This is a genomic window from Pseudoalteromonas sp. SG45-3 (assembly GCF_014164075.1).
In the GTDB taxonomy this organism is placed as follows: domain Bacteria; phylum Pseudomonadota; class Gammaproteobacteria; order Enterobacterales; family Alteromonadaceae; genus Pseudoalteromonas; species Pseudoalteromonas distincta.
Map to the genome: position 1 here is coordinate 89,196 of NZ_JACJEN010000010.1, position 26,984 is coordinate 116,179.

A 26,984-nucleotide genomic window follows, 5' to 3' on the forward strand; every position below is an offset into this window, starting at 1 on the left:
CCTTTTTAAAATCAATAGTCAGCAGCCCTCAAGGGAATCAACATCATGTTAAAGCCATTATCAGCCAAAAAAGTAGCACTTAGCCTGGCCGTTTCTTCTGCACTTAGTGCACCCTATTCTTCTGTATTTGCTGCAGAACAAGATGTTCAAGCCGAAAAAAGCATTGAAGTGATTTCAGTAACAGGTACTCGCCGTAGCTTACGCAGTATTGCCGAAAGCTCAGTACCTGTAGATATTATTACCAGCGGTGATATGCAAAGTACGGGTCAGCTAGAAATAAGCCAAATACTAGCAAACCAAGTACCTAGCTTTAACTACCCAAGTGCCACTATGGGTGATGGTACTGACCATGCAAAACCAGCTGTTTTACGTGGATTAGCACCCGATCACACACTAGTGCTTATAAACGGTAAGCGCCGCCATGCCGGTGCGCTATTAAACTTAGCAGGTGTTGTTGGCCGAGGCTCTACCGCTGTTGATTTGAACATGATCCCAACCTCTGCAATTAAACGTGTTGAAGTACTACGTGATGGCGCAGCCGCACAGTACGGTTCTGATGCAATTGCTGGGGTAATTAACATTGTACTTAAAGATGCCTCAGAAGGCGGCAGCGTTAGCGTAACGTACGGTAAATACGATACTCAAATGGCTGGCGTACCTCAGCTAGAAAGCACCTATGCAGATGCTAACGGCGACTTAGCGTTTAATACCGGTGGCGACAGAGAAGTAAACGACGGTGCAACACGCACAGTTAGTGCAAACTCTGGTTTTGCGTTATCTGATAACGGCTTTGTAAACGTATCAATTGAATACCGCGATAACGACTCAACGCAGCGCTCAGGCTTTGACCCACGCGAACAATACAGCCGCCTTGATGATGGCACCCTAGACCCACGCGAATTTACTATCGATCGTTACAATCACCGTTTTGGTAAAGCAGACCTTGAAGATTACGCGTTGTTTTACAACATGGGTTACGATTTAGATAACGGCTTAAACCTTTATTCATTTGGTAGCTACTCAAAGCGTGAAGGTAATTCAGGTGGTTTTTACCGCCGAGCAAAAGACAGCCGTAACGTTTTAGAAGTGTACCCAGATGGCTTTTTGCCGCAAATTGAAACAGACGTACAAGACTACTCATTTGCATTGGGCTTACAAGGCGAAACTAACGACTGGACATGGGATGTAAGTACCAACTACGGCCGTAACGACTTTGGCTTCGGTGTTGTAAATAGTATAAACACATCACTAGGTGCCGACAGCCCAACTGAATTTGATAACGGTGCACTGGTTTACGATCAGTTTTTAGTAAACGCAACGGCCAATACCACACTTGATTTAGGTTTACCTGATGACGTATTTTTTACCGTAGGTACTGAATACCGCCACGAAAGCTACAAAATTGAAGAAGGCGAAGAAGCGTCTTACATCACAGCCCTTGATAGCGACGGTAACCCAATTGCAGCCGGTGGCGCGCAAGTACTTGCTGGTTTTGGACCAGAAAGTGCGACTGACGAAAGCCGTCATAACATCGCTTTATTTGTTGAGTTTGATACCTACTTAACAGAAAAATGGAACGTCGTTTTAGCGGGTCGTTATGAAGATTACAGCGACTTTGGCGACACATTTACCTCTAAACTTGCCTCGCGTTACAGCATTACTGAAAACCTATCGCTGCGCGGTGCAATTAGCACCGGTTTCCGTGCGCCATCTTTAGCACAAAGCTCGTACCGCCAAATATCAACAGTACTTGAAAACAACCAACCATTTGAAGTTGGTTTATTCCCAACCGATTCAGCCGCAGCGCAAGCACTCGGTGCTCAGCCGTTAGATGCTGAAGAGTCAGTAAACGTTACTGCGGGCTTTATGTACACGCAAGGCAGCTTTAGCTTAACCGTTGATGCGTACCGTATTGATATTGATGACCGTATTGTATTGTCTGAAAACTTAGAGGGCGATGCCGTAGTAGAAATACTACAAAATGCCGGTGAGCTAAATACCGAAAGCGTACGTTACTTTACCAACGCTATCGATTCACGCACGCAAGGTGTAGATATAGTTGCCACTTATAACCTAGATTTAGACAACTTAGGTGATTTACGCCTAAACGTAGCAGCTAATTTTAACGACACCGAAGTAACACACGTAAACGACAACCCAAGCGAACTTAACTCACTAGGTGACGACTACGTAGTGTTTGCGCGTCGTGAAGTAGGTCGCTTTGAAGAGGGCACGCCAGATAGCAAATGGAACCTATCAGCAGTGTGGAACTTTAACGAATGGCAAACAACGCTTCGTGCCACACGTTATGGTGAAGTCGCTGACATATCAACTACAGCTGATCGCGATGAATACTTAGACCCTAAATGGATCACCGACCTAGAAGTGGCATACCGTCCAGACGAATATTGGAAATTTGCCGTTGGTGCAAACAACTTGTTCGATCAGTACCCACAAGCAACCGTGGATAACATTGGTTACTCTGACTTTGGCCAAATATTCCCGTACACACCGTATGCACCTTACGGATTAGACGGACGCTTTTTATACGGTAACATTACTTACAGCTTTTAATTAACGTCTAATTAAAGCGAATATTTAAAAAGGATGCCATGTGCATCCTTTTTTATTAAAAATTAGTATATTTAACCAATTATTAGTAAACCTGCTTTTAAACACACCCATCAAAATCAATAAAATCAATAGCTTATACTTGGTCTCATTTTTGCTCTATATTGTTTATACAAATACAAACAATAAATACCAAAGGACTAAACATGAGCTCATCAACTGTATCTAATATTACAAAACCACTTTCGCTTATTGGCGGCATTTTATTATTAAGTGGCTGTGTATTTCATATATCGCCAAGCGTTGCCTCAGTAAAGCAGACTCAACAGCTATCACTGCCAAGCAATAATCTTGAATATTTAAATGTATTAAGCGGTGCAGGTAGCCTTGAAATAAAAGGCTCAAAAACGGCCACCAGCATTAGTGTTGATGCCACTATTTACACAGCCGACATTGAAGACGAATACGAGCTAACGCTCGAGCAAGACGGTAAACAGGCAAAGCTTGTTGCCCAAAATAAAAGCCGTAATGGTATTAGCTTTTACAGTGGTCAATCTCCAAGTATTAATTTAGTGGTTACTGTGCCAAGTAATCTAAATTTAGATATTGATGATGGCTCTGGCGACATTTTTATAAATGCTATGCAAAGCAATATTGATGTTAAAGACGGCTCGGGGAATTTAACGATAAGCGGTGCTAAAAACCTAACTGTTGACGATGGATCAGGTGAAGTAAACTTTGAAAACATCGCAGGTAATTTAGAATTAACCGACGGCTCTGGCAGTATTCATATAAACAACGTAAGCGGCAATGCAACTATTGACGATGGTTCTGGCGAAATGCTCGTGAGCAACATAACCGGTTCGCTAAACGTTGAAGATGGATCGGGTGATTTAGTGATAAGCCATATAAGCGGTGCTGTTAATGTTGATGATAACTCTGGCGACATGGTCATTGAGCATATTGGTTCAAGCGTAACAATTGAAGACGGTTCGGGTGATATTCGCGTTAACCATGCAAAGGGGCTGACTATTACAGAGTCGGGCTCGGGCGATGTAAGTATCGATAATATTAGCGGTTCAGTAAAAGTAGCTGACTAACTTTATTTAAGCGTTATTTAACTGCCATTTAATACGCTTTATGCCCTATCAATCTGGGCATAAAGCACTCCCCTCAAAGTATAAATTATTTAAAATCAGCACTGTTTCGCGTTAACTATTTCCTAAAATAATGAAAATTTATTTATTTGATTTATTTTTTTGCTTTATATCTAATTTAGGTACATATTAATATTCAACTTATTAAAAGGATATTAATATTATGAAATGGAAGTTATTAATTTTAATTACTGCTTTATTCACCCTCGTAGCTTGTGGCTCTGGAGGTTCAGACTCCAAAACAGTAACTAAACCGCTCAGCACTAATACAAAGCCTATTGCGGTTATTACCACCGAGCAATCGGAGTTTAAAGTAAATACCACCCTCGTTTTTAGCGCAGCACAAAGTAGTGGCCCCGATGGCGATGCACTCACCTATCAATGGCAATTAACCAGCAAAAACGAACAAGTAGAAATACCGATTACGGTTAATAACGAAAGTACCGTTGAGTTTTCAGTATCTGAAGCACAAGAATACCAATTAGTATTAACCGTGAGTGACGGCAAGCTTTCAAGCAGTCCTGCACAAAAACAATTCACCGTTACTGCAAATACCCAACTAACGGCTAACGCAGGTAGCACACAAACCGTTAAACAAGGTGATGTTGTGCTTTTAAATGGCGCGCAAAGTAGCACAACCAGCGGCGCCATTAATCAATACAAATGGCAATTTATTACCAAGCCCGTAGCAAGTAATGCAACGCTTGAAAACGCGACTCAAGTAAAAAGCCAGTTTGTTGCCGACGAAATAGGCGAGTTTAAGGTTGAGCTTACCGTTACTAATTCACAAGGTGATACGGCAAGCACTGTTGTACTCATAAAAAGTGAATCGCTTAATTCTAACTCATCGCCACAAGCGGTTATAAACGTAGAAAATAAAACAATCGCCCCAAATGAAGTTGTTACACTTTATGGTAACCAAAGTACTGATCCCGATAAAAACGATACGCTTAGTTATATCTGGGCAATAACAGAAAAACCCCAGGGCAGCACACCAGCTCTTTCAAACATGCAAAATCATACCGCTGGGTTTTCAGCGTCAACAGCTGGAGATTACGCGCTTTCACTCACTGTTACCGACCAACAAAACAAAAGCGATACCGCATCAGTTACTTTAACTGTTACCACAAGTAATAAAGCCCCCGTTGCAACACTTGAATCCGAACGTGATATTACGTTAAACGAATCTACCACTTTGCAGTGCCAACAATGTAGCGACCCTGACGGAGATACACTGAGCTATAACTGGCAGTTACAAGCTAAGCCTGTAAATAGTGCATCACAACTGACTAACAGCACATCAGCAACACCCTCTATTGTTGCCGATAAAGAAGGCGACTACGTTGTAGTACTTACAGTGTCTGATGGCCAATTAAGCTCAAACCAAGCAACCTCAGCACTGCATGCCAGTAGCAATAAAAAGCCTATCACTTTGGTAACTTATGAAACCTCTATAACGGTTGATGAACAAGTTTTACTTGATGCCTCGACTAGTTACGATCCAGAAGGCCAACCACTAAGCTACCAATGGGAAATCATTTCGTCGCAAGGCCAAGCAACGCTTAGCAGTAATACAATATCAAAACCAACGTTTAGCGCATCAGTAGAGGGGCAAGTTGTTATTTCGTTACGCACTAACGATGGCGTGCAGTTCTCTGACACAAAAACCCTAACAATTGATGTAATACAAAACGCATTGCCAGTAATTAGCTTCACGGGGGAGCAATCACGCTACGATGTAGTGGGCAATGCAGTTAAATTTGATGTAAGCCAAAGTTACGACCCAGAAGGAACCACTCTCGATTACTCTTGGACACTATCAGCCCCATCAGGCTCGAGCACCAGCTTAAGCAATGCAAACCAAAGTATTACCGAATTTATCGCCGATATGACAGGTAGTTACACGCTAACCGTTGTAGCAACTGATGCTGATGGATTTTCAAAAAGTGTGCAATTCTCAATTACAGTAACTAACTCTGCCCTACTTACCGGTCGTATTAAAGGACAACTCACTAATGTGCAAAAAGCGGCTATAAGCAATGCACAGCTAACAATTAATGGACAGCAGTACAGCACCAATACAAATGGCTTTTTTGATGAAGAGGTTAATTTAGCGCAAGGTGAAAAAATAACGATAAAAACAGCAGATCAAAGGCTAGCAACTGGGGAATACAACTCTGTAGCAATTACGCAAAGCAACTTTACTGTGGATATAGGCCAAAATAGCATGCCCGTTTTACAAGCTGTTGAGGTTTCGGTATTTGTGTGTGCTGAGTTTTCAGGCCCCGACACAGTTAACCTACGCTTTAACATGGTAGATACACTTTTAGCGTCAGATAGCTTTCAATTTAGCTTTGATCAAACAAAACCACTTACTTTGCAAAAAAGCGGAAGTACTTACCTCGATAGCGAATTAGACATCGACCTACCTGCATCTGCCGAATTTGAAGTAACAGCAATTGAAACAAACGTTGAAAATACAATCAGCTCAAACATTACTATTTACCATTCTGATTCAGGCCAACCAAGCTCAGCAATTATAAGTATTTGTAATATTTAGTCCCCAACAAGCCCTTCAACACAAAGTGCTATTTTTAGCCCAGTAGTTATAACCATTAGTGTTATAGCTACTGATAAATAAGCAACTTTGAGCCATATAATCCATTGTATTTTATAAGCAGCTAAGCCATTCTAAAAGCCTTGATGTTATTAGGATAAACGCGTGTTAGAAATTGCTTTAATTTACTTAGCAGCAGCCATTGTAGCTGTGCCTATTGCAAAACGAGTCGGACTTGGCTCAGTATTAGGTTATTTAATTGCCGGAATACTCATTGGCCCTTATGCGCTGGGTGTTGTGGGCGATCAAACCGATGTAATGCACTTCGCTGAATTTGGCGTAGTAATGATGCTGTTTTTAGTGGGCCTTGAGCTACAACCTTCGCGTTTATGGACATTACGCCACTCTATTTTAGGGCTTGGCGGCTTGCAAGTTGTGTTAACGGCAGCGGCAATTTTTGCATTTTGTTATTGGTTTTTTGCCATGCATTGGCAAACCGCACTCGCCATTGGTTTAATGCTGGCGCTCTCCTCTACTGCTATTGTGCTGCAGAGCCTTGAAGAAAAAGGCTGGCTAAAGCAAGAAGCCGGACAAAACGCTTTTTCGGTATTGCTGTTTCAAGACATCGCAATTATTCCTATTTTAGCCCTATTGCCACTGCTTGCATTTGCCCCGCAAACTAACACAAAAGAAATCAGCGATTCAATTATTGCAAGCTGGCCTGTATGGCAACAAGTATGTGTATCGGTTGCGGTTATTGCCGCTATTATTGCCGGCGGTAAATATGTATCGGCCCCGTTATTTAGATACATTGCCCAAACGCACATGCGTGAAATATTTACTATTTTTGCACTGTTTTTAGTGGTCGCTATTGCACTGGTTATGCAAAGTATTGGTTTATCGCCTGCATTGGGAACTTTTTTAGCAGGCGTTGTACTTGCCGAGAGCGAATTTAGACACGAATTAGAAGCCGATATAGAACCCTTTAAAGGCTTACTTTTAGGGTTGTTTTTTATAACTGTTGGCGCATCAATTAACTTTGAACTGCTATTTAACGAGTTTAGTACCGTTATTGCCTTAGTGGTTTTACTTATTGTAGTTAAAGCCTGCATTTTATTTGCCCTTGCCGTTACCTTTAAAATTAACAGCAAACAGCAATTATTATTTGCCCTAGCCCTTGCCCAAGGGGGTGAGTTTGCCTTTGTACTGCTAAGCGTAACCACTACGCTCAGCATTTTAACGCCCGAGCAAACCAGCCTTGTTACCTTAGTTGTGGCGGTATCAATGCTAATAGCGCCGTTATTACTTATGGTTTATGAGCAAATACAAAAACGCAGCAGCAGTGCTTTACCTGAGTTTGATAAGCCAGAGCAAATTAGCACCGCTAAGCACGTAATTATTGCGGGCTACGGACGTTTTGGTCAAATTATGGGGCGTTTACTGCACGCGCAAGGCTACGAAATTACCGTACTTGATCACAGCCCTAGCCAAATAGAATTACTACGCCGTTTTGGTAACACCGTATTTTATGGCGATGCCGCACGCCAAGAACTCCTTGAAGCCGCAGGCGCGCACACAGCGCAAATGCTAGTAATTGCAATTGATAACCCCGATAAAACCATTGAGATAATTAAGCTCGCGCATAAAAACTACCCGCAACTTAAAATTGTTGCTCGCGCAATCGACCGCCGCCATGCGTATCAGTTACTTAATTTAAAAGTAGATGCGTTTAACCGCGAAACAGTCGACTCAGCTATTAACCTTGCCGTAGAAGCACTCGAGTTACTAGGTAACACTAAGCAAGATGCAGAGCGTGCTGGTAAGCTATTTAGAGACCACGACCGCGCTGCAGTACTGCAACTTGCTGCATTATGGGGCGACGACGCCAGCTACGGCGTAGCAGTTCGCCAACGCATGGAAGATTTAAAGCAAGTACTGCAACAAGATAAACAAGCACAAAGCGATTTAAATACCTGCGACAGCGGCGACTGCGAAGACGGCTTAACCGAAGTAGCGAGTAAACCTAAAAAGCCTGATGATGCTCATCTTGAGTAGCGTCTAAAAACTGATATGTGCTATTAGCGTGAGTTAATAGCACTGTGAATAAGCGCCACAATCAAATAAGTTATCTGAAAGCATAGCTGTACTTTTTAGTTAGTGTTCAAAGCGCTTATATGTTCCACGCCAATCTGAGTGTTCAGGATATTTAATCTTATAAGCATTTATTTCAGCCTTAGAAGCGTACTGAAAATAGATAGAGAAATAGTCACTTATGTAGCTTTCGCCGTCACCCATTCTCCAAAATATATCGCTCGGATGATAATTTGGAAATTTAATCCAAGGCGGTTTTGGCGGAGTATGCTTTAACTTATTTTCATAACGCTCTTTAAGCATTTTATTCCAAGCAGCTCTATGCTCTAGATACTTGCCCCATTTTTCATCGGTAGTGTTAGCTGGTTTTTCACTTCCCATTGATGAAATAGGTATAAGCATTAAAATAAACACTAAGACGGTGTAAATATTTATAAAATGACGCATGACTAAATATGAGCTTTAATAAATGCTTTTAGTTCTTCTTTTTCGGCTTCGTTTGTAAATGTGCTAGCTGGGATTATTAAAGCCAATAACTTGTCTACAAATATATATAAATCGCCTTTATTTTCTTCCATTGCTTCAACGGCTTGCCATTTATAAAAGTAACTTCCAAGATGATTAGTCTCGCGAATGCCATCAGCTTGAAATTCAATTGTTTTATTGCCAATCATTACGCCATTTTCATTGGGGATTGATTGCTCTTTTAACTTATGATTATTGTATAAAAATACAATAATTAATATTAAAAATGGCACTGCTACAATTAACCCACTTGGCCAATGAAAGTCAGAAAGGCGAATAGACTCGACCTGAAAGATAGTCATAAAAACAACAGTTATTACAAACCAAACAATCACATTTTTTATAACTCCTGAGTCTTTTTTACCTTGAGGCGTACACAACCTTTTTATTGCAAAATCAGCATAGTCGGTATAATTCTTTTTAGTAACAGTGATAGATTTGATCATAAAAAATGAATCCTAACTTTGTTTAAACATAGCGAACTACTTAAGCTATATAAATATAAGACCAAACAAAACCCGAACAAACTATTTCAGGCGCTTTGATCGACGTTTAAAAATAATTTAATAATTCGATCTATTTTAGTGGTGGTGGGGGCGCGATGATCATTTCTGGTTGATTTGCTCTGAGTAACTCTTTTAAATTTAACTGTATTCTTTCACCACACATTACAATTCCTTTTTTGTCTTTTGTTGTTGAATAACCAAGTACTATATTTAATGAATCTAATCTCTCAGGATTAACTTGAAAAAATACCTTGTAATAACCTTCATAACTATTAGCTTCAGTAAAATCCAAGTCTGCTAATAAAGTATCTTTTATCACTACTGTAAATGACGTTAAATAATAGTCTTTAAATATCTCAGGTACGTAGACATCATAGCCAACAAAGTTACCTACGCTATAGTCTTCATTTATTTTTGCAAAAGAGGCTGATTGGCCTAGTTCATCATTGCCGCAGGCAAATAATAAGCTAGTCCATAAAAAACATATAACTAAAAGTACTCGCATTTAAGTTCCAATATAACAGCTTTGCTAATAAGTACTTTTTCAAGCGTCCCTATTGCGTGGACTTCTATTAGTATCAAATAGCGTAAGTTATTGCGAACTATAAATAATTAGCAGCAGGCGGTGCTTATTTATAAGATGAGGCGATTATTCGAAGTATTATTTAGGCGGAAGTATTTTAAATTCACTTTATTTTAGAGGCCGGTTGATAGCTCACCACAGCTTGCTGACTAGTATAAATTTACCCCCAACACAGCAAGCTCGTCCTACGCCACATTAAAACTCAACTAAAACCTAGTGGTGATGCCCGCCTTGAATAGCCTCGCCCTGCTGGTTATAAAAGCCAGTTGCGCCGTGCTCAATAAAACCAAGGTTTATCATTTTAGCTAAAAATGGGTCGCCTTCGTTATCGCCAATGTCGGCGTAATCGGTGGTTTGAAAGCGATCCCACTGTGCAAATTGAGCACTAATTAATGGCTCATTAGTGTTTACATTATTAAGGCTTAGTAATGTACTTGTTTGGCTTTTTTTATTACTAATACTAAATGTTTTAACTAATTTTGAATGCGTAATAAAGGCAAGGTTAAAGTCGTTGCCATTTTCGCTCAGTGTATAGTTTTTCACTTCATCACAGCCTTTGCCTTGTGTGCTTACTAAGGTCATTTTTTCGATTAAGTGGTTATCCACCAGCTGACTTTTAGCACTCCAGTTTTGTACGCCGCGTACCTCAGATGGTTGATATTCAATACCGCGTTGCTGGGCATTAAAATAACGTATTGGTCGTATTTGATTATTGGCTAAGTGCTGCCAAAGCTCGGTTATTACTTCACTTTGATGCGCTACTTGCTGATTGTTTCGCCAAAGGGTAAGTGACTCGCTACTTTGCTGCGCTTTATGGCTGTTGGTAATTTTATAATCCGCTTTTAATTGCTTGGCATCAATATCACATTGCGAGGCAAAGCTACTTGTACTTACAAGCGTGGCAATTATTAATAACGCTTTTTTCATTTAGCTATCTCTTATTTATATTTCAAGTTTATGGCAATAACATAACGATTATAAATGTCAGTTTAATGACAAAAACCCCGCAAAGTATGCGGGGTTTTTTATTTAGATATATTTAACTAAATTTATAACTAGGCGGTATTTATTGCGCTAGTTTTTCGTCTGCTGCTTTTACAAAGTCAGCGGCAAAGTCCATTACATGGAATAAAAAGCTTTGCTCGTTTGTGCCTGTTACCAAGTGTGCACCTGGGCCCATTGCATAAACGCCAACATCTTCACCGGCATGTGTTTCTGAGCCAAGTGGTACTAACGACTCTTGGTGAAAACCCGGTGTTGTTGTATCAACATCGCTTAAGTCAACACGCCCTGTTACCGGTGCGGCTAAGTAAGATGCATCGGCATTGGTTTCATCGCCTAAATCTCTGTAACCTAAACCATTAGTGTAGCCAACAGTTGTATAAGGCATATCATCGGCGGCGAGGCTTGGCTCAGTTTCGCCCACGGCAACCACTTTACCTAAAATTGGGTTACCGCGTTTAGGGTAACCGGCAATGGTAAATACATGGCTGTGATCGGCTGTTACAACTATTAATGTTTCTTCTGGGTTGGTGTTTTCCATCGCCACTTTAACGGCTTTAGCAAGCTCAATAGTGTCGTTTAACGCGTTATAAGCGTTACCCGCATGATGCGCGTGGTCAATTCGACCCGACTCAACCGTTAAGAAAAAACCTTGCTCGTTGTTATCAAGCACGTTTATTGCTTTTTCGGTCATTTGTGAAAGCGAAGGTTCGCCTGCAACATCGTTTGCACGGTCAGCTTCGTATTGCATGTGGGACTCGTTAAATAAACCAAATACTTTAGTGGCGTCGTCACTTATTGCATCAAAACCGGTTTGATCCATTACGTACGTGCCATTTGGATATTGCGTTTTCCACTCTGCGGTTAAGTCGCGGTTATCTGTACGATCCCCTTCAACAGCACTTACTGCATCGGCTGAATTAAACGCGGCATCTTTTGGTAAAAAGTGACGACGACCGCCGCCCATTACTACGTCAATACCGTCTACATCAACACCACTAAAGCGTGCTTCTAGGTTGGCTTCAAAGTTAACTAGTTGCGATGCAATATCTTCACACGTTGCGGCACTTTCTGGCATATCGGAGATATCTTCCCAGTTACGCTCTGCCGATTTAGCATACGTTGCAGCTGGGGTTGCGTGAGTAATACGCGCTGTAGAAATAATCCCTGTTGCTTTACCTGCAATTTCAGCAAGCTCTAATGAGGTAACTAGTTCGTGCCCTTTGCCTGATGCACAATTACCACGTTCAACCGCTTCATCTATACCTAAAACGCCCGCGTCGGTTTTAACACCCGATGCCATTGCGGTCATAGTGCCTGCCGAATCTGGCGTTTGCGCATCTACGTTGTATGTTTTTACAAAGCCCGAAAAAGGCATAGTTTCAAAGCTTAACTGGTGCTCTTCACCCATTTCGCCCTCTAACTGACCCGCTAAAATACGTGCTGCGGTTATGGTAGAAATACCCATACCATCGCCCACAAATAAAATAACGTTTTTAGCTTTGCCTGATTCAGTAACAATGTTGCTACTGGCTGTTTGTGCAGCACCTAATTTTGTTTGTGCTTCACTAAACCATGCATTACTAGTAAGCGAAGCTAATTGCTCGTTTGTGAGCGACGTTGCAGGTGCATTACACACTAAATTAGTTGAGTTAACTTCGTCGCTGTCTAGCACGTCGTTATTATTGGTATCTGCGCCTACTTGAGTCTCTACACCGCCATTAATGCACTGATCAGAGCCCACTGCAATAGCGTTATCTACTGCAATAATATTATTTTCATTTTTGTTATCGTCACTCGAGCAACCTGCTAGCGCGACCATTACTGCTAAAGAAAGTACTGTTAATTTGTTCATGTTAGCCGCCATTATTGCTGAGTTAGTTCAAGAGCTTGATTAATTAGATGAAACACTACGTTTTGTTCAATTACGCCTTGTGCTAGCTGAGCACCTGGACCTTTTGCATGCAGTGAAATATCTTCACCCGCGTGTGTTTCTGAGCCCATTGGTACAGTTGCTTCTTGGTGAAAACCTGGGGTCGTTGTATCAACGCCATTTAGCTCAACACGCCCTGCAACAGCAGCACTTGTGTAACTTGCATCCGCATCAGTCTCACTGCCCAAGTTTCTAAAACCTAAACCATTTGCGTAACCTACTGTGGTGTACGGCATATCGTCGGCGGCTAAGCTTGGTGTTGTTTCGCCTACTGCAACTACTTGACCTAAAATTGGATTACCACGCTTAGGGTAGCCGGCAATAGTAAATACATGGCTGTGATCAGCGGTTACTAAAATAAGGGTTTCTTCTGGATTGGTGTTATCTACCGCTGCTTGCACGGCTTTAGCAAACTCAATGGTGTCGTTAAGCGCGTTGTAAGCATTACCCGCGTGGTGCGCGTGGTCAATTCTTCCCGACTCAACCGTTAAGAAAAATCCGTTATCGTTTTTACCAAGCACTTCAATTGCTTTAGTGGTCATATCGGTAAGTGAAGGCTCGCCCGCTACATCGTTTGCGCGGTCAGCTTCGTATTGCATGTGGGATTCGTTAAATAAACCAAATACTTTAGTGGCATCGTCTGCTATTGCATCAAAGCCTGTTTGATCCATTACGTACGTAGCATCTGGGTATTGTGTTTGCCACTCAGTCACTAGGTTGCGCTCGTCAGTACGGTCGCCTTCTATAGCACTTACTGCATCTGTTGAGTTAGCTGTTTCGTCTTTTGGTAAAAAGTGACGACGTCCGCCACCCATTACAAAATCAAGACCGTCTACGTCGGTCCCTACAAATCGTGCTTCTAGGTTTTTTTCAAAGTTAACAAGTTGCGATGCAATGTCTTCACAGCCACCCGTTACGGCATCTTCTGGCATATCTGATACATCTTCCCAGTTACGGTCAGCCGATTTAGCATATGTGGCAGCAGGCGTTGCATGAGTAATACGTGCTGTAGAAATAATACCGGTAGATAGCCCTTTAATTTCAGCCAATTCAGTTGCGGTAATTAGCTCGTTACCTGCCACTGTTGAACACACGCCGCGTTCAATATCTTCATCTACACCAATAACGCCCACATCGGTTTTTACACCCGAAATAATAGCCGTCATCGTGCCTGCTGAATCAGGAGTTTGAGCATCTACGTTATACGTTTTAACTTGTGCAGAGTATGGGAACTCTTCAAAGCTTAAATAACCTTCTTCGCCAGATTGGTTATTACGCTGCCCTTGTAAAATGCGCGCGGCGGTAAGTGTAGAAATACCCATGCCATCGCCCACAAATAAAATAACGTTTTTAGCTTTAGTGGCTTGTGTAGCCTGCGCTTGTGCTGTTTTTGTTGTTAGTTTAGTTTGCGCAGCGCTATACCAGCTGCTGTCTTTTTGGCTTTGCGGTAGTACATCAGCATGGCTAACTGCGCTAAACGCAAATGTTAGCGCGATTGCCGCAGCGACTTTTTTAATTTTCATCCGTAATTCCCATTGTTTAGTGGTTATTTTTTGAAATGTGTAAACACAAAAAAGATCAACCGCTGCACTATAGAAAACAGATGTGACTGATAAAGGTAATTTTGATGAAAGTAAAATGACCAAACTATTACAACAATAAGTCACAAAAAAAGCGCAACGTGTTAAACGTTGCGCTTTTAAGGGAAATTATTGAGGGAGTTATTTAAATATTAAAAACGTGCTTTAAACGATACCCCAAAGTAGCGCTCTGCATCGCGCGGTATTTGATAACGGAAGTTATCGCCACTGTAGGTTGTTGCGTAACTTTCGTCGGTTAAGTTTTTAGCAATAAGTGATACTCTAAACGCGTCATCTTTAAACGATAAACCCACACTTGCGTTTAAAATACCGTAATCTGGTAATAAAGCAGCTGGATTAAATTCGCCTACGTTGTCTGGTAGGTCTGAGTATTGCTCGTCGGTGTAAATGTAAGAGCCGTTAATATGTACGTTAAAGCCATGGTCGGTTTCAATAAAGTAGTCAGCCGTTAGTGAGTATTTTAAATCTGGCGAAAATGGTACATCTAAACCTGAGCGGTCAGTACACGAACCAGCGGCTACCTCTGCCGGACAATTAAACTCGTCAATTTCAGCTTTAATGTAAGCAACACCACCAGTAAGGGTTAGCGACTCTGTTGCAGCCCACATAAAGTCAACTTCAACACCTTGCGTACTTACATCACCCGCATTGGTTAAGCGCGTAATACAAGTGCCGTCTGAACAGTCAAAGTTGTTAGCTTGAAAGCCTTCAATTTCGGTTCTGAAAAGCGCCATGTTAAATACAAATTCGCGGCTTGCGTATTTGTAGCCTATTTCATAAGCGTCAGACTCTTCAGGTGCTATTTCGCGACTATCGGTGTCTGGGTTAAAGTTATAATAAATATTAAAACCAGGGCCTTTGTAACCTTGCGAGTAAGTACCGTATACCATTTGACCATCGCCTAAATCGTATTGCATACCTAAACGACCCGATACGTTGGTTTCTTCGGCTTTGCCTTCATCATCTGTATTAAGTGTTGCTGGGCGCACACCTACACCGGTGCGGCCATACACATCATTACTTACACGGCGATGCGTGTACGACACTTCATCGTCGGTGTAACGAATACCAAATAATACGCGTAAATCTTCAGATAAATCGTAAGTACCGTCGGCAAAAGCGGCCCAGTTGTTAAATTCTGTGCTCATAAAAGCAGTGGCCGATACAATATCGTTTGCGTTACAGCTAACACCTAGACCTTGTGTGTAACCATCTAGGTCGTTAAGTGCTGCATCAAGTTCAGCGCCCGATAAGTTATTTTGCGCGTAAAAAGCCATTGCGCTATCAAGCTGGCCACCATTATTTTGACAACTAGCATCGCGAGTAAAGTTACGTTGTGAATTCATGTTCCAATAAAATAAGCCAGCAACATAGTTAAATGGCCCAGCTAGGTTTGATGTAACTCTAAATTCTTGCGAAAACTGATCCCATTGCTGTGCACCTAAATCGTGTAATTGAAACGGCGCGTCAAATACCGGCTCGCTGCTGTCGCCAGCAATAGAGGTAAAGTCGCCTTCACGGTACTCTGTGTTATCCCACGAACGCTGCGCTGTAATTGAAGTATATGTATAGTCGCCAATTGTTTTATCAACTTGTACTGAAAACGCGCTATGTTCATCAATTGTGCGCGACTCGTAATCGTGATCAACGCTGCGTTGGTCTAAATCAATATCGGCTACGCCATCAACAATACCGTTACTATTTGGTACTGATTTTGAATCTGGATTACGGCCACTTGGTAGTGCTTCTAAGTCGGCACAACAATCATCGTCAGCGTTATAAAATTCAGCAATAAATTTTACGCTTAAGTCATCCTCTGGCTCGTATTTAAATACAGCACGTGCACCTTCACGGTCGTAACCGTTTACTTTTTCGTTGTTGTAAACGTTATCAATGTAACCGTCAAATTTACCTTTAAATACCGTTAGGCTTGCCGCTAGGTCGTCGGTTAAACCGCCGCTTATAACGCCTTTAAAACGGTATTCGTTATCTTGATAAAACGAGGTTTCTACGCTGCCTGTTGTGTCGTACGAGGGATCTTTTGTTGTTATGTTTACCACACCTGCTGAGGCGTTTTTACCAAACAATGTACCTTGTGGCCCGCGTAATACTTCAATGCGGTCTACGTCGTATAAATCGGCAAATGCTTGACCCGAGCGGCCAAGCACCACGCCATCAACAACAGTTGCTACACTTGGCTCGGCAGCAATACTAAATGAAATAGTACCAATACCGCGCACTGTTAGCGCTGAGTTACGGGTTGTGGTGCCTTTTCTAAAGCTAACTGAAGGGACAAGTGACTGTAAGCCTTCCATGTTATTAGCAAAAGCTGAATTAATTTGATCGCTATTAAGTACCGATACCGCAACAGGTACTTCGTTTAAACTTTGCGTTCTTTTTTGTGAAGTAACGACTATTTTTTCAAACGTATCGTTTTTAGCTGTATCTGTTTTTTGTTGTTCTTGTTCGGTTTGCTCTTGCTGCGCATGTACCTGCGCGCTAAGCGCTAAACCGGTTGTCATTGCTAACGTGACTGCCAAGCTTAAGACGGACTTTTTAGCTCTCATGTCATTCTCCATATTGTGCGTGTGTGCTGTGTGGTACCGCGCTAGCAATTGTGTGTGTTGCTAATAAAGCGGTGTCAGTGTGTGGTACTTTCCTTAAAGCTCTTATATCTTATATAAGAGCTTTAAATTTAAACAAACTATCTTGCTAATGCAAACATTATGTGAATTAAATGTGATTTAAGTTTGGAATACAGAATATAGCCGCAGGTTATGCGGCGTTTTTAGCACCAATACGCGCTAAGCTATTTTCGTAACTAACCTGCCAACGACGTACACTCCACCAGCTAAGCACTAAGGCTGTAGACCATACAGCAGCTAAACTTGGTACAAAGTACACACTGGTTCCACCAACCAATCCGAGTGGCGAAAATAATATATATAAGCTAACAATCAAGCTTACTAATACAATTGCGCAAGGTAATGCGTATTTCCAAGGATTAAGGTCTACCTCAGCTTTACGAGTAAATTGCCATGGTGTTTTAAGTGGTTTGTAGTAACCAATACCCAGCATTATCGCCAATTCAATTAAGAACAAAATGGCGTAAATATGAATAAAGTTAATGTCTACATCCCACACAAATTTAAGCAAGGTGTAGGCAATAATATGGAATATAATCGCGACTTTAGCGCCTAGTGCAGGCACTTTTCGAGTAAACAAACCTACCAATACAATTGTGATGACTGGAATGTTGTAAAAGCCTGTAAACACACGAATTATGTGCCATAAACCTTCAGGTGCGAACATCAATAATGGCGCAGTTATAAACGACAATATGGCAATAACAATACTAGTAATTTTGGCTACTTTTATAAGTTGGCTGTCTGTTACCTTATTTTTTTTCATTGGCTTATAAACGTCTAAGCAAAATAAGGTTGCCGCGCTATTGAGCAGTGAATTAAACGAGCTAAATACAGCACCTAGTAATACGGCCAAAAAGAACCCAGATAAATACTGTGGAAGCACTTCTTTCACTAAATGTGGGTAAGCTAAATCGATAGTGGGTAGGCTTTCGTGTTTATAAAGATGGTAAGCAATAACGCCTGGGATCATCATCATAAACGGTACTAACACTTTAAAGTACCCTGAAAACAACACGCCTTTTTGCCCTTCTACTAAGTTTTTAGCGCCCAGCGTACGCTGGATCACGTACTGATTAGTACCCCAATAAAACAAATTAGCGAGGATCATACCTGTAAAAATAGTGCCAAATGGCACGGGATCATCCTCGCTACCAATAGCGTTGAGTTTTTCTGTATCGGTGTTTACAAGGGTGCTTAACCCTTCTGAAAAACTACCTTCGCCTAGTGCTATCAAACCCAGTGTGGGCACTAGAATACCAATAATTAATAACCCAACACCGTTAATGGTATCTGATACCGCAACCGCCTTTAAACCGCCAAAAACAGCGTATATAGCGCCAACTGAGCCCACTGTAATAATGGTCACAATCAGGCTTGCTTCGTAACTCATATTTAATAAGGTAGGAACATCAAACAGCCTAAGTACGGCTATTGATCCTGAGTACAAAACCGAAGGGATCGTTATAAAACAATACCCTACCATAAATAAGATCACCGTCATGCGGCGTACGGTATCATCAAAACGATCTCGTAAAAATTCAGGCAAGGTAGAAAACGCACCCGCTAAATAACGAGGCAAAAAGATCAACGCCATAATGATGGTTGATACTCCTGCGGTTACTTCCCAAGCCATTGAGCTTAGGTTGTAACCATAGGCTGATCCATTGAGGCCAATTAGTTGCTCTGCTGATAAATTTGTGAGGATCATCGACCCAGCTATAAACGTACCTGTTAAACCACGGCCCGCTAAAAAGTAGCCATCTTGGGTGTTAACTTCTCCTTTGGTTTTTTGGTACGAGATATATCCCACCAGCGCCATAAACGCCAAGCACGATAGCAGTGTCATGGTAATGTTCATACCTTCCATCTTGCGCCCCTTTTAGCTTACTTTACTCGGTAAAAAGTAAGCTAATATCTTTATTATTGTGTGTTGTATGTGTGTAGTGTGTGTTTTTATTAAGCCGAGATTTATTTAGGCCATGCTGTTAATTGGCTCATGTCTTGTTCTGTGTGTTGAACCTCTGGGCCAAGCATTAGGCTGTCGCCTTCGCGTACAAATACTGCCATTTCTTCAAGTGCGAGTGTGTGCTCGTAGTACTTACCACCTTCGTAAGATTGTTTATCAGGAAAGCGAATCCAGTTGCCTTGTGGTAAATAAAACTTCACTTTACCGTTTGGTACGACACACGGCACTACTAACAATTTTTCACCGCACATAAATTGCTGATCAAAACTATGCGCTAGCACATCATCAGGAAATGCTAAAACCATTGCACGCTGAATTGGCAAGCCAGTTTGCTGTGCTTGTATGGCACTTTGCTCTAAATAAGGAATAAGTTGGTAGCGCAATTTAAGCGCTGCAAATACCGCATCACTTGCTTGCTCTGTGTAAGACCAAGGTTCGCGAGGACCAATACCGTGTAAGCGCATATGTGCGCTAAATACCGACGCTTGTGCCCAGCGCACGTAAAGTTCTGCGTCGCGGGTGTCTTTGTAAAAACCACCAATGTCGGTTGCAAAAAATGGCCCACCCGACATACCCCACGCTAAACTGCCACGAATGCTTGCCGCTAAACCCTGCCAATCGGCCTGTGGGTCGCCGCCCCATTGTGCAGGGAAACGTTGGCTGCCAGTCCACGCTGAGCGGCTAAACAAAAATGGCCCTGTTTTACAGTACTTTTCTGCAGCTTCATAAACGCAGCGGTTGTACAGCATGCTATAAACATTATGCAGTCTAATGCCGCTATCGCCACTGTGCGATACCATGTTTTCGTCTTCTAGCTGTTCGCCAAAGTCTGCTTTTATCATATCTACGCCCAGCTCAAACAATGGCTTGTGCGATTCGAGCCAGTATTCGTAAGCGTCGGGGTGAGTAAAATCTAAAATACCCGACTCTGGTAATGGTGTAAGTACTTCGCCAAATGGGCTTAAATCCCACTCGTATTGATACGCTTTACCGGTGCGTTTATCTTTTATAAGCCAGCCATTTTCGGCCGCTTTAGCAAATAATGGGTTATTTACCGAGATCATCGGGTATTCCCATACGCAAATTTTAAAATCCATGGCTTTTAGTTCATCAAGCACTGGTTTTGGGTCGGCGTAGCGTGTTGGATCCCATTCAAATGCAAAGCGGGTGTCGGTGTCTTGCCATGCGCGGCCATCAAGAGTAATTACGTCGCACGGCATACTTTTAGCACGCACTTCGCGGGCAACACTCAGTAATTCGTCAGCATCTTTGTAATACGCTTTTGATAAAATAACACCAAAGCTCCACTGCGGTGGCACCGGTGCAAAACCTGTTAGCTCACAGTAACGGTTAATGCTTTGAGCAGGTGTTTGTTCTTGATATAAAAATACATCTAGCGCCTCATCTTCAACTAAACATACATATGCGCGTTGCGACCACAGTGCGTAACCTACGCCATGAGTTACCGGTGCAGGTGTATGTACAAATAAGTTCCAGCCTTCTGGGCTCCATGCATACGGTGTGTTTTTATAAGACTTTTCGGCGTTAACGCCTAGCGCATCGTGGTTGTATGAACGAATAAGTTGGCCGCGTTTATCAAGCTTTCCCCATTTTTCGCCAAGACCATACACGGCCTCATCGTAGTTAAGCTCTAAGCTTAATATCCAGCCGTTATCAGTTTTAGCCAGTGGCGGTAAACGATGCTGGCGTACAAAGTGGCCATCGGTTGCTGATTGCTGCACTAGCTCATCGTTTTTATAAAGTTTGAAATGAAAAGGGTCGCAGTAAAACTCTAGCCGGTATTCGCCACCACTTACACTGTAATCATTATTGTTTTTGCTAAGTGTGAGGGGGTATTCTGATGGGGTTGTGGTTAATATTTTAAACTGCTCGTCATGCGTGGTGCCTGCATTTAAACGTAAACCAAACTGGCTTATCGTTACGCTAATATCACCAAACTGAGTGGGCAAAACCAGCACATTGCCTTGTAACTTTGGCTGTGCGGTTAAGCATGCTGGCTCTATTGCGTTCCAGTCTGGCTCACGTAATTCAAATGCATTCATGGGAGTTCCTTAACCAATTATTAGTCTTGTATAAGACACAAGTTAAATAATTGTAATCCCCATGTCAACGTAAATAAACTCAAGATGAATTATTTACATCGCAATTTTTAAAAAATGCCAGGTGCCGATGTAGCCACCAGCGATACGCCGCTCAGTCCTAGTAACGTAATAGCTATAATGCGTATCCATTTAGCGTCAACGTAAGGCGTTAATTTACGAGCAAAATGCGTAACTAACAACACTAAGGGAATAGCCGCTGCAATTAAAAACATAATGTCGAGCCCAGGCAAAGTACCGAATAAAGCGATACCTACACGTACTAGTCCACCAATAGTAAATACCGCTAATAACGTACTGCGAATAGCTTCAATAGACCAACTTTGCTTATAACACTGAAACACAAGCGGCGGCCCTGAGGTTGAAAACAACCCACCAAGTAATCCACTCACCCCTCCAGCTATTAAAAACGAACGAGGGAGGCTTTGTTTATTAGCACGATCGCGGCCAATCAGCATTAAAGCGCAGCACAGCAGAATACTTACACCTAAAATAAAGTTTAAATAGTGCGTTAAATGCGACGACATAAACTCAAGCAGCACAAAACCTATCAGCATTAACGGTATACCGGTATACAACATAAGTTTTAGCTCGGGTACTTTTACCGAACTGCGGTTTTTAACGACCACGGTTGTTGAATTAACTAACCCTAGCAAACTCACTAAAAATGTAGTTGCCGTAAGTGGCAATACATCAAGCAACGTAAAGCTTGCAACCACCAGCAACCCAAAGCCAAACCCGCTAAGAGTTTGCATTACAGTGGCAAGACTTAGGCACAACGCCATAAGCAAAATGAGTTCAAAAGAAATACTGAGCACTTTTAATTTCCTAAGGGTGAGCTATTGTAGTGTAACGATTTGTTTTTAGGCATAATGTATATTTTGCGCCTATAAAACATTACAGCAGTAGTTCACGTTTAATTGAGCTAGCGCAAATATGCGTAAAAGGTTTCACCTATGATATAACTACAGGTGGATTAAATTTAATGGTAAATAATAATGAGTAACTCTATGTTTGATCACAAATTAAGTGGCCCAAGCTTGGCTTTTCAACCGCTTTACTTACAAGTGGCTGATTATATTAAACAGCTCATTGTTGAAAGACGCTGGGTACCTGGCGAAGCACTACCAAGCGAATTTCGCCTTGCTGAAGAATTTAACGTAAGCCAAGGTACGGTTCGTAAAGCACTTAATTTATTAACCGACAATAAAATAGTGACTCGTCGCCAAGGCGTTGGTACGTTTGTATCAGAGCATACTGCGCAAGATGCCTTATTTAGGTTTTTTCCGTTACAAGCCGACGGTAAAGGCGCTGATTTGCCAAAGGCTGAACTGCTATCGGTTGAGCTTTGTGCAGCGCCAATTGAAGTAATAGAAGCGTTACAACTCAATAAAAAAGACAAAGTTACCAAGCTTGTTCGTAGACGTATTCTTGATAACGAATTTTGCATGAGCGAAACTATATACCTACCGCAAAGCTACTTTCCTGATATACATCAAAGTAGTGATATTCCGCATACATTGTACCATTACTATCAAACCAAATTTAACCAAACTGTACACAAAACCCAAGACAGTATTAAAGCTGTACTTGCTACAGCTGATGATGCCAAAATGCTTGCTATTAAAGCTGGCGACCCACTGCTGTTGGTATCACGAATTACCGAATCAATCGAAGGTAAGCTAATTGAATACCGCCAAAGCAAATGCCGTAGCGATCATTACCACTATCAAATTGAACTTGATTAATTAAAAGCGTGTTTAGTGCTAAAAACTCACTTTAGCGCATAATAATTAAATATTTTTTAAAGGCAGCAAACGCTGCCTTTTTGCTGCCTGTAGGTTTTTTAACCCACCCATTTACTACTTTGCTGTTAACACAGTATTGACACTGTTTGATTCGTATAATAACTTATGTCTTATACAAGACCCAAGTCATTATGCATTTTTAACAGGAATTCCCAATGAGTTCATTAAATAATATCCCTCCAGTAGGGTTCGGTTTATGGAAAGTAGCACAAGAAGATTGTGCGCAAACGGTATACCAAGCCATTAAGGCAGGTTACCGCCATCTTGATTGCGCATCAGACTACGGTAACGAAGAACAAGTAGGCGATGGCATAGCCCAAGCAATAAACGATGGTTTATGTACTCGCGAAGAATTATGGGTAACATCAAAACTGTGGAATACCTTTCATGCACCAGAGCATGTTGGCCTCGCGATTGATAAAACACTGAGTGATTTAAAGCTAGATTACCTAGACTTATACCTAATTCATTTTCCGATTGCGCAAACATTTGTGCCAATAGAAACCCGCTATCCACCAGAGTGGTTTGTTGACCCAGACGCGCAAAATCCACAAATGGAGCTGGCAAAAGTGCCGCTATATTTAACGTGGCAAGCAATGGAAGAGCAAGTACATAACAACAAAGCTAAACGCATTGGAGTATGTAATTACTCAAGCGCGCTGCTTCACGATTTAATGACCTACGCAAATATCAAACCCGCTATGTTGCAAATTGAGTCGCACCCTTATTTAACGCAAGAGCGATTAGTAAGATTAGCTAAGCAGTACGATATTCCGGTTACTGCGTTTTCACCACTGGGTGCGCTTTCATACCTTGAGCTAGAAATGGCTGATAAAACTGAATCAGTTCTTGAGCAAAGCGTTGTTAAAGCGGCTGCACACAATCATGGCAAAACGCCAGCACAAGTAGTTCTTCGCTGGGGCGTGCAACGCGGCACAGCCATTATTCCAAAAACTTCAAAACTTGCACGCATGAAAGAAAACCTCGCACTGTTTGATTTTGAATTAACAGAGCAAGAAATGGCGCAAATTTCTGCGCTTAACAGTAATCGCCGATTTAACGACCCTGGGCACTTTTGTGAAGCTGCCTTTAACCGTTTTCACCCAATTTACGATTAGGAACATACAATGTCAGCTACCGAAATTAACTACGCCTCAGTGCCAACTCAATTAACATTCGATGATTCGGTTTTTCCGTGCATTGTGGTTAATAACAATAACGCCAGCACCGTTGAAGAAGCGGTAGCTTTCATTCGCGCGAATAAAAGTGAACTGGCTACAAAGCTTCGCAGCTCAGGTGCTGTGCTGTTTCGTGGCTTCCCGGTAAATAGCGCCGAAACCTTTGATACTTTTTCAGCAGGGTTTGATTACGACAATTTTACTTATAAAGAGTCACTGTCTAACGCGGTACGTATTAATTTTACCGAGCGTGTATTTACAGCCAACGAAGCGCCAAAAGATGTAGAAATATACTTACATCACGAAATGGCGCAAACGCCTATTTCGCCAAGTAAGTTATTCTTCTTTTGTAAATCGGCCGCAGAAGAAGGTGGTGCAACACCTCTTTGCCGATCAGATAAGTTATTTAGCGCATTAAAAGAATACGACAGTAAACTTGCCCATGATTTTGAACACAAAGGCCTAAAATATACCACCTATATGCCAGCCGCTGACGACGCAACATCAGGCCAAGGCCGAAGCTGGAAAAGTACGCTAAGTGTAGAAACCAAAGACGAAGCACATAATAAATTAACCGAACTTGGTTACGAGTGGGAATGGCTTGAAGACGGCTCACTAAAAGCCGTTACACCGGTACTGCCTGCGGTAGTAACTCTTGAAAATAACGTACAGGTTTTTTATAACCAACTGATTGCCGCTTACATGGGCTGGAAAGGTGTACGCGAAAACCCATCAATCGCCATTACTTTTGGCGATGGTAGTGCAATACCCAAAGCAGGACTTGATAAAATTGTTGAGCTTTCTAAAGTATTTACCTTTGATCTTGCATGGCAAGACGGTGATGTTGCTTTAGTTGATAACGAAATGGCTATGCATGGTCGTCGACCTTTTACAGGTGAACGTAAACGCCAAGTGTTAGTAGCACTTACCGCAGCAAAAGCGTAATGCAGCGTTTAAGTGGTAAATTAAGCAGTAAAATATCACCTTTATGGCAAGGCGCCAGCATTGCTGCAATGACTGGCCTTGCCGCTTTATTTTTGAGTGAGCATTACGGCGCGCCAGCCATGTTGTTTGCTTTGTTACTGGGTATGGCAGTCTCATTTTTGTATCAAAGCGATAGCCCTTGCGCCAAAGGTATCGATTTTACCGGCACCACGGTTTTGCGTGTAGGTATAGTACTGCTAGGCACACGCATAGCGCTGGGAGATTTAGTAACACTGGGTTGGCAAACAGCACTTATGTTAGCGGGCGCCATATTTACCACTATTATTTTAGGTGTAGTGCTAGCGCGCGTATTTGGCTTACAAAAACGCTTTGGTGCACTAACAGGTGGCTCGGTTGCTATTTGTGGAGCGTCTGCTGCGCTGGCTATCTCGTCTATTATGCCAAACAGCGAGCATAAAGAACGCGATACCCTATTAACCGTTATTGGCGTAACAGCTATGTCGACTATCGCTATGATCCTCTACCCTATCGTGGTTAATTATCTTGAGTTTGACGCCCATAATGCAGGCGTATTTTTAGGTGGCACAATACATGATGTAGCCCAGGTAGTGGGTGCAGGTTATTCGGTATCACCCGAGACAGGCGATATAGCAACTCTAACTAAGCTAGTACGTGTTGCAATGCTACTACCCGTTGTACTTATTATGATGGTTGTTATTAATCACTCAAATAAAGAAAAACACGGAGAGTTACCTAAAGTACCTGGGTTTTTAATTGGCTTTGTAATACTTATGGTAATAAATAGCTGCTTTTCAGTTCCTACAATAGTACTTGAAACCGCTAACGAACTTTCGCAGTTCTTTTTAATTGCTGCTATTTCAGCCATAGGTATGAAAACTAATTTAGGAAAACTAACCGAAGTAGGTATGAAACCCATTATTTTAATTGTGGCTGAAACACTTTGGATTGCGTTATTAATACTTGGATTTGTAATTTGGAGCTAAAGAATTACATTATTTAGGGTATATCTCAAAAAAAATTAGTAGGTAATTAGGTCATGTTTTAACCAATTAAAAGCTGTATTTTGCCTACTTTAAAACTACGCACAAAAACAGGCTTAACGTATTGATTAAACAAAGCTTACCTTTATTTTAAAAGTATAAAATATCATCTTAATCATAACTAATTAGTTAAAAAAACAACAAACAAATAAAGTACTTACTCTAAAATAAATTTACAATAGGGCTTGGTATATACTTTAATTTACTGTTATCCTGCCTCGCATCGGGTTGACAGAAAACCCTATTTATTTGTAAGTACCACGTTGTTTTAGTAATAATCCTTCGCGTTATCCTCAGTTAAATGTATGTTTTCTTCCTGTTAAATTGCCTAATTTAAGGCGCACTTTTATTAATCCTTAGGATACTATTATGTCTACAACTACAACTGGTACAGTTAAATTTTTCAACGAAGCAAAAGGTTTTGGTTTCATCGAGCAAGAATCTGGTCCTGATGTTTTCGCACATTTCAGCGCAATCTCTGGCGACGGTTTCAAAACTTTAGCTGAAGGCCAACGTGTACAGTTTACTGTTACTCAAGGTCAAAAAGGCCCACAAGCTGAAAACATCGTTAGCATCTAATTGCTTTCGTTAAATGGGTTAGCAATAACCCATTTTGAATACTAGTTTGAAAGAAGTTTTGTTTTATTTGTTAGTACCGAGTTGTTTTAGTAATAATCCTGCACGATATCCTCAAGTTAACTATTTTTTCCGGCTCAATCGCCTCTTTTCAGG

At 41.6% G+C, this 26,984-nt stretch carries 19 protein-coding genes; 9 read left to right on the plus strand and 10 right to left on the minus strand.

Going from position 1 to position 26,984, the window contains the following annotated elements; genetic code table 11:
- Positions 1-45 precede the first annotated feature (45 nt).
- From H5126_RS12875 to H5126_RS12890, 4 genes are all read left to right on the plus strand, one after another.
- Positions 46-2,574 (plus strand): TonB-dependent receptor, encoded by a 2,529-nt coding sequence (locus H5126_RS12875; RefSeq protein ID WP_220491463.1) that lies wholly within the window; start codon positions 46-48, stop codon positions 2,572-2,574.
- A gap of 203 nt (positions 2,575-2,777) precedes the next feature.
- A complete protein-coding gene (locus H5126_RS12880; protein ID WP_182720418.1) occupies positions 2,778-3,671 on the plus strand; it encodes a hypothetical protein in 894 nt (297 codons plus the stop codon).
- Between the two features lie 220 nt (positions 3,672-3,891).
- The gene (locus H5126_RS12885; protein ID WP_182720417.1) at positions 3,892-6,288 is read left to right on the plus strand and encodes a PKD domain-containing protein; all 2,397 of its coding nucleotides are present in this window, start codon (positions 3,892-3,894) and stop codon (positions 6,286-6,288) included.
- A 162-nt stretch (positions 6,289-6,450) separates the two neighbouring features.
- A complete protein-coding gene (locus H5126_RS12890; RefSeq protein ID WP_182696064.1) occupies positions 6,451-8,340 on the plus strand; it encodes a monovalent cation:proton antiporter-2 (CPA2) family protein in 1,890 nt (629 codons plus the stop codon).
- 99 nt (positions 8,341-8,439) lie between these two features.
- Here H5126_RS12890 and H5126_RS12895 read toward each other — a convergent pair whose 3' ends face one another.
- The 10 genes from H5126_RS12895 to H5126_RS12940 all read right to left on the minus strand — a co-directional run bounded on the left by H5126_RS12895 (position 8,440) and on the right by H5126_RS12940 (position 22,078).
- The gene (locus tag H5126_RS12895; RefSeq protein ID WP_002960201.1) at positions 8,440-8,823 is read right to left on the minus strand and encodes a hypothetical protein; all 384 of its coding nucleotides are present in this window, start codon (positions 8,821-8,823) and stop codon (positions 8,440-8,442) included.
- Positions 8,824-8,825: 2 nt separating this feature from the next.
- A complete protein-coding gene (locus tag H5126_RS12900; RefSeq protein WP_182696065.1) occupies positions 8,826-9,347 on the minus strand; it encodes a YcxB family protein in 522 nt (173 codons plus the stop codon).
- A gap of 130 nt (positions 9,348-9,477) precedes the next feature.
- Complete coding sequence (locus H5126_RS12905; RefSeq protein ID WP_182696066.1) at positions 9,478-9,912, minus strand: hypothetical protein; 435 nt, start codon at positions 9,910-9,912, stop codon at positions 9,478-9,480.
- A 291-nt stretch (positions 9,913-10,203) separates the two neighbouring features.
- The gene (locus tag H5126_RS12910) at positions 10,204-10,917 is read right to left on the minus strand and encodes a hypothetical protein (RefSeq protein ID WP_024589603.1); all 714 of its coding nucleotides are present in this window, start codon (positions 10,915-10,917) and stop codon (positions 10,204-10,206) included.
- Between the two features lie 139 nt (positions 10,918-11,056).
- Entirely contained in the window at positions 11,057-12,847 is a 1,791-nt protein-coding gene (locus H5126_RS12915; RefSeq protein WP_182720416.1) for an alkaline phosphatase, read from the minus strand.
- A gap of 11 nt (positions 12,848-12,858) precedes the next feature.
- Complete coding sequence (locus H5126_RS12920; RefSeq protein ID WP_182720415.1) at positions 12,859-14,448, minus strand: alkaline phosphatase; 1,590 nt, start codon at positions 14,446-14,448, stop codon at positions 12,859-12,861.
- A gap of 209 nt (positions 14,449-14,657) precedes the next feature.
- Positions 14,658-17,093 (minus strand): TonB-dependent receptor, encoded by a 2,436-nt coding sequence (locus H5126_RS12925; RefSeq protein WP_182720414.1) that lies wholly within the window; start codon positions 17,091-17,093, stop codon positions 14,658-14,660.
- A 208-nt stretch (positions 17,094-17,301) separates the two neighbouring features.
- Complete coding sequence (locus H5126_RS12930) at positions 17,302-19,041, minus strand: solute:sodium symporter family transporter (protein ID WP_182720413.1); 1,740 nt, start codon at positions 19,039-19,041, stop codon at positions 17,302-17,304.
- Positions 19,042-19,142: 101 nt separating this feature from the next.
- Positions 19,143-21,203 carry an alpha-xylosidase gene (locus H5126_RS12935; RefSeq protein ID WP_182693981.1) on the minus strand — a complete coding sequence of 687 codons (2,061 nt, stop codon included), beginning with the start codon at positions 21,201-21,203 and terminating at the stop codon, positions 19,143-19,145.
- 107 nt (positions 21,204-21,310) lie between these two features.
- The gene (locus H5126_RS12940; protein WP_310736034.1) at positions 21,311-22,078 is read right to left on the minus strand and encodes a sulfite exporter TauE/SafE family protein; all 768 of its coding nucleotides are present in this window, start codon (positions 22,076-22,078) and stop codon (positions 21,311-21,313) included.
- A 180-nt stretch (positions 22,079-22,258) separates the two neighbouring features.
- Here H5126_RS12940 and H5126_RS12945 point away from each other — a divergent pair, with 180 nt between their 5' ends.
- The 5 genes from H5126_RS12945 to H5126_RS12965 all read left to right on the plus strand — a co-directional run bounded on the left by H5126_RS12945 (position 22,259) and on the right by H5126_RS12965 (position 26,831).
- Entirely contained in the window at positions 22,259-23,008 is a 750-nt protein-coding gene (locus tag H5126_RS12945) for a GntR family transcriptional regulator (protein ID WP_076925525.1), read from the plus strand.
- 215 nt (positions 23,009-23,223) lie between these two features.
- Complete coding sequence (locus H5126_RS12950; RefSeq protein WP_024595866.1) at positions 23,224-24,186, plus strand: aldo/keto reductase; 963 nt, start codon at positions 23,224-23,226, stop codon at positions 24,184-24,186.
- Between the two features lie 9 nt (positions 24,187-24,195).
- On the plus strand, positions 24,196-25,191 hold the full coding sequence (locus tag H5126_RS12955) for a TauD/TfdA family dioxygenase (protein ID WP_024595867.1): 996 nt from the start codon (positions 24,196-24,198) through the stop codon (positions 25,189-25,191).
- Positions 25,191-26,195: a YeiH family protein gene (locus H5126_RS12960; protein WP_182716672.1), complete on the plus strand. Its 1,005-nt coding sequence runs from the start codon at positions 25,191-25,193 to the stop codon at positions 26,193-26,195. Before H5126_RS12955 ends, H5126_RS12960 begins: the two co-directional genes overlap by 1 nt.
- Positions 26,196-26,621: 426 nt before the next feature.
- Positions 26,622-26,831 (plus strand): cold-shock protein, encoded by a 210-nt coding sequence (locus H5126_RS12965; RefSeq protein ID WP_024595869.1) that lies wholly within the window; start codon positions 26,622-26,624, stop codon positions 26,829-26,831.
- Positions 26,832-26,984 lie beyond the last annotated feature (153 nt).

Bases quoted from the DNA above. Each gene is read 5' to 3' on its own strand.
- H5126_RS12910 (WP_024589603.1), bottom strand. From the start codon at position 10,917: ATGAAAAAAGCGTTATTAATAATTGCCACGCTTGTAAGTACAAGTAGC.
- H5126_RS12965 (WP_024595869.1), top strand. From the start codon at position 26,622: ATGTCTACAACTACAACTGGTACAGTTAAATTTTTCAACGAAGCAAAA.
- H5126_RS12935 (WP_182693981.1), bottom strand. From the start codon at position 21,203: ATGAATGCATTTGAATTACGTGAGCCAGACTGGAACGCAATAGAGCCA.
- H5126_RS12920 (WP_182720415.1), bottom strand. From the start codon at position 14,448: ATGAAAATTAAAAAAGTCGCTGCGGCAATCGCGCTAACATTTGCGTTT.
- H5126_RS12945 (WP_076925525.1), top strand. From the start codon at position 22,259: ATGAGTAACTCTATGTTTGATCACAAATTAAGTGGCCCAAGCTTGGCT.
- H5126_RS12930 (WP_182720413.1), bottom strand. From the start codon at position 19,041: ATGGAAGGTATGAACATTACCATGACACTGCTATCGTGCTTGGCGTTT.
- H5126_RS12955 (WP_024595867.1), top strand. From the start codon at position 24,196: ATGTCAGCTACCGAAATTAACTACGCCTCAGTGCCAACTCAATTAACA.
- H5126_RS12925 (WP_182720414.1), bottom strand. From the start codon at position 17,093: ATGAGAGCTAAAAAGTCCGTCTTAAGCTTGGCAGTCACGTTAGCAATG.
- H5126_RS12885 (WP_182720417.1), top strand. From the start codon at position 3,892: ATGAAATGGAAGTTATTAATTTTAATTACTGCTTTATTCACCCTCGTA.
- H5126_RS12905 (WP_182696066.1), bottom strand. From the start codon at position 9,912: ATGCGAGTACTTTTAGTTATATGTTTTTTATGGACTAGCTTATTATTT.
- H5126_RS12880 (WP_182720418.1), top strand. From the start codon at position 2,778: ATGAGCTCATCAACTGTATCTAATATTACAAAACCACTTTCGCTTATT.
- H5126_RS12895 (WP_002960201.1), bottom strand. From the start codon at position 8,823: ATGCGTCATTTTATAAATATTTACACCGTCTTAGTGTTTATTTTAATG.
- H5126_RS12950 (WP_024595866.1), top strand. From the start codon at position 23,224: ATGAGTTCATTAAATAATATCCCTCCAGTAGGGTTCGGTTTATGGAAA.
- H5126_RS12875 (WP_220491463.1), top strand. From the start codon at position 46: ATGTTAAAGCCATTATCAGCCAAAAAAGTAGCACTTAGCCTGGCCGTT.
- H5126_RS12900 (WP_182696065.1), bottom strand. From the start codon at position 9,347: ATGATCAAATCTATCACTGTTACTAAAAAGAATTATACCGACTATGCT.
- H5126_RS12960 (WP_182716672.1), top strand. From the start codon at position 25,191: ATGCAGCGTTTAAGTGGTAAATTAAGCAGTAAAATATCACCTTTATGG.
- H5126_RS12915 (WP_182720416.1), bottom strand. From the start codon at position 12,847: ATGAACAAATTAACAGTACTTTCTTTAGCAGTAATGGTCGCGCTAGCA.